This window comes from Brevundimonas sp. CURTG3B2_SDJG, from assembly GCF_057364705.1.
Genome location: NZ_JBNFOJ010000382.1, coordinates 1 through 2,351, shown reverse-complemented (window position 1 = coordinate 2,351; position 2,351 = coordinate 1). Strand labels below are relative to the sequence as shown.

Below are 2,351 nucleotides of genomic sequence, written 5' to 3'. Positions count from 1 at the left end.
GGGCCGGTCGCCCACGGCCACCGTCCCGCCCATGGCGCCGGCCAGCTTGCGGACCACCGCCAGGCCCAGGCCCGCGCCGCCGAACCGGCTGGCGTCGGTGGCGTCGACATGGCCGAACTCCTCGAAGATGCGCTCGCGCGCCTCCTTGGGAACCCCCGGACCGGTGTCGTCCACCAGGAAGACCAGGCGTGGCCGCGCCCGGCTCCCGCCGGTCCGCTCGATCGCGATCCGCACCCCGCCGGCCTCGGTGAATTTCACCGCGTTTCCGGCCAGGTTGAACAGCACCTGCCGCAGCCGGCCCTCGTCGGCCAGGACGTCCGCGGCCTCGGCGGACACCGACCAGGCGATCTCCAGGCCCTTGTCGTGCGCCCGGGGGCTCAACAGTTCGGCGACGCCGCGTACCAGGGATTCCAGATCGACCGGGGCGGAATCGAACTCCAGCTTGCCGGCCTCCAGCCGGGCGTAGTCCAGCAGGTCGTTGACCAGTCCCAGCAGATGCTCGGCCGAGGATCGCGCGGCTTCGGCGTAGGCGCGCTGGGCGCCGTCCAGCCGGGTGCGCTGGAGCAGGCCCAGCATGCCGATCACGCCGTTCAGGGGCGTGCGCATCTCATGGCTCATCAGGCGCAGGAACTGCTGCTCGGCGGAGGTCGCCGCGGGTTCGCCCGGCTCCTCGATGACTGCCCTGCGTCGCGCCATGCCCGTCTCCCTTGAGGAGCACTCTGCGCGCGAACCCTTAAATTCGGCTCAATCCGCCCGGTTAAGAAGAAGTCTATCGCGGATGGTCTCGTCGGGACGGTTGGCCTTCAGCTGGCCCACGTAGATGTCCAGCCGGCCGTCGCCGTCGAAGTCGGCGAGGGCCAGGGCGATGTTGGGGCCCGCCACGCGGTCGGCGCCCAGGACGGCGTCCGAGACGTCGGTGAAGACGCCCCGGCCGTCGTTCAGCCAGACCGTCAGCGGCCCGTGTTCGCCCCGCACCAGGTCCAGGTCGCCGTCGCCGTCCAGGTCGCCGAAGCGGGCGGTCAGGGTGGTTCCGGTCTCGACGGGAATCCGGGCGCCGGTCTGGTCGGCGAAGCGGCCCGATCCATCATTGATCAGAAGCCGGTCCTGCGGCTCGCGCTCCTGCCAGCCGACGTGGCTGAAGTAGAGGTCCAGGTCGCCGTCGCCGTCGACGTCCGCCGGCGTGACCTTGCGCGCCTCCACGTTCCCCGGGGGCGGCAGCCGGTCCGAAGCCTCGACGAAGCGGCCCGACCCGTCGTTGAGCCACAGCGCATGGCCGCCTTCCTGGCCCAGGATCAGGTCGGGGTCGCCGTCGCCGTCCAGATCGGCGAACTCGGCGTCCTGGGTGACCCTGTCCTCGGGCGGCAGGCGGTTGGACGTCTCGTCCTGGAAAGCCCCTGCGCCGCTGTTGATCAGCAGGCGGTCCTGGCCGGCCCCGGCCAGGATCAGGTCCAGGTCGCCGTCGCCATCGACATCGGCATGCGCGATGGCGTCGGCTTCCGTGTCCGGCAGGGCGGGCTCGTCGATTCGATACCGCGCCGGGTCGACGTCGGAAACCTCAAGGGAGGCCACGATCCGCTCGAACCGGGCGCCGCCCAGACCCCGATAGTACTGGTGCACGTTCGTCCGGCCGAACTTCACGTCGTCCTCGGCGACGATGATGAAATCGAGGGTCCCGTCCCGATCGAAGTCCGCGATCGACACGTCCTCGCTGTCGTGGCCCGCGCCCGGAAAGCGCAGCTGGGGCGGCCCCGCCGCCAGATCCTCCGCCGCCGGGGGCGGAATGCGGTCCGAAGAGTCGGCGAAGCGGCCGCCACCCTGGTTGACCAGAAGTTTGTTCAACCGGAACTCTTGCGGGATCACCAGATCCAGGTCGCCGTCGCCGTCCAGGTCGGCGACGCCCACGTCCATGCTGTTGCGCATGACCGTGATCGGCAGGTGGGTGTCGGTGACGTTCTCGAAGCGGAAGCCGCGCCCGGCGCGAGACGGGTCATCGGTCTGGGCCAGGGCGGCGCCGGCGGGCGCGAGGGGCGCGGCCAGGACCAGGGTGATCGAGACGAGCGCACGCGCGCGGGCGGGTCGATGCGGCATGGCGGTATCCTCCCGGAGTCTGAGGCTAGCGCCGTTTCGCCGCCGCGAGGCGTGACAAATCGGTAAGTCACCAGGCGGGCGCCGGCGGCGCCTCGGCCGGGGAGCGGGAATCGAGGCTTCGGCCCGCGTCCTGCGTCGCGCGGCGGTAGATCAACGCCTCGGCGATATGACGGCGCAGCACGCCGTCGCATCCGTCCAGGTCGGCGATGGTGCGGGCCAGCCGCAGGGTGCGGGTCCAGCCGCGCGCGGTCAGGCCGCCGGCC

At 71.5% G+C, this 2,351-nt stretch carries 3 protein-coding genes; all 3 read right to left on the bottom strand.

Going from position 1 to position 2,351, the window contains the following annotated elements:
- A partial coding sequence (locus AC2W7C_RS16905; RefSeq protein WP_486002420.1) for a sensor histidine kinase occupies positions 1–696 on the bottom strand: 696 nt, incomplete at its 3' end.
- Positions 697–744: 48 nt separating this feature from the next.
- Entirely contained in the window at positions 745–2,088 is a 1,344-nt protein-coding gene (locus AC2W7C_RS16900; protein ID WP_486002419.1) for an FG-GAP repeat domain-containing protein, read from the bottom strand.
- 67 nt (positions 2,089–2,155) lie between these two features.
- Positions 2,156–2,351, bottom strand: a 196-nt coding sequence (locus AC2W7C_RS16895) for a magnesium chelatase subunit ChlI family protein (RefSeq protein WP_486002418.1), incomplete at its 5' end; no start/stop codon positions are given.

Excerpts from the sequence above, each read along its gene's own strand:
- AC2W7C_RS16900 (WP_486002419.1), bottom strand. The coding sequence starts at position 2,088 with ATGCCGCATCGACCCGCCCGCGCGCGTGCGCTCGTCTCGATCACCCTG.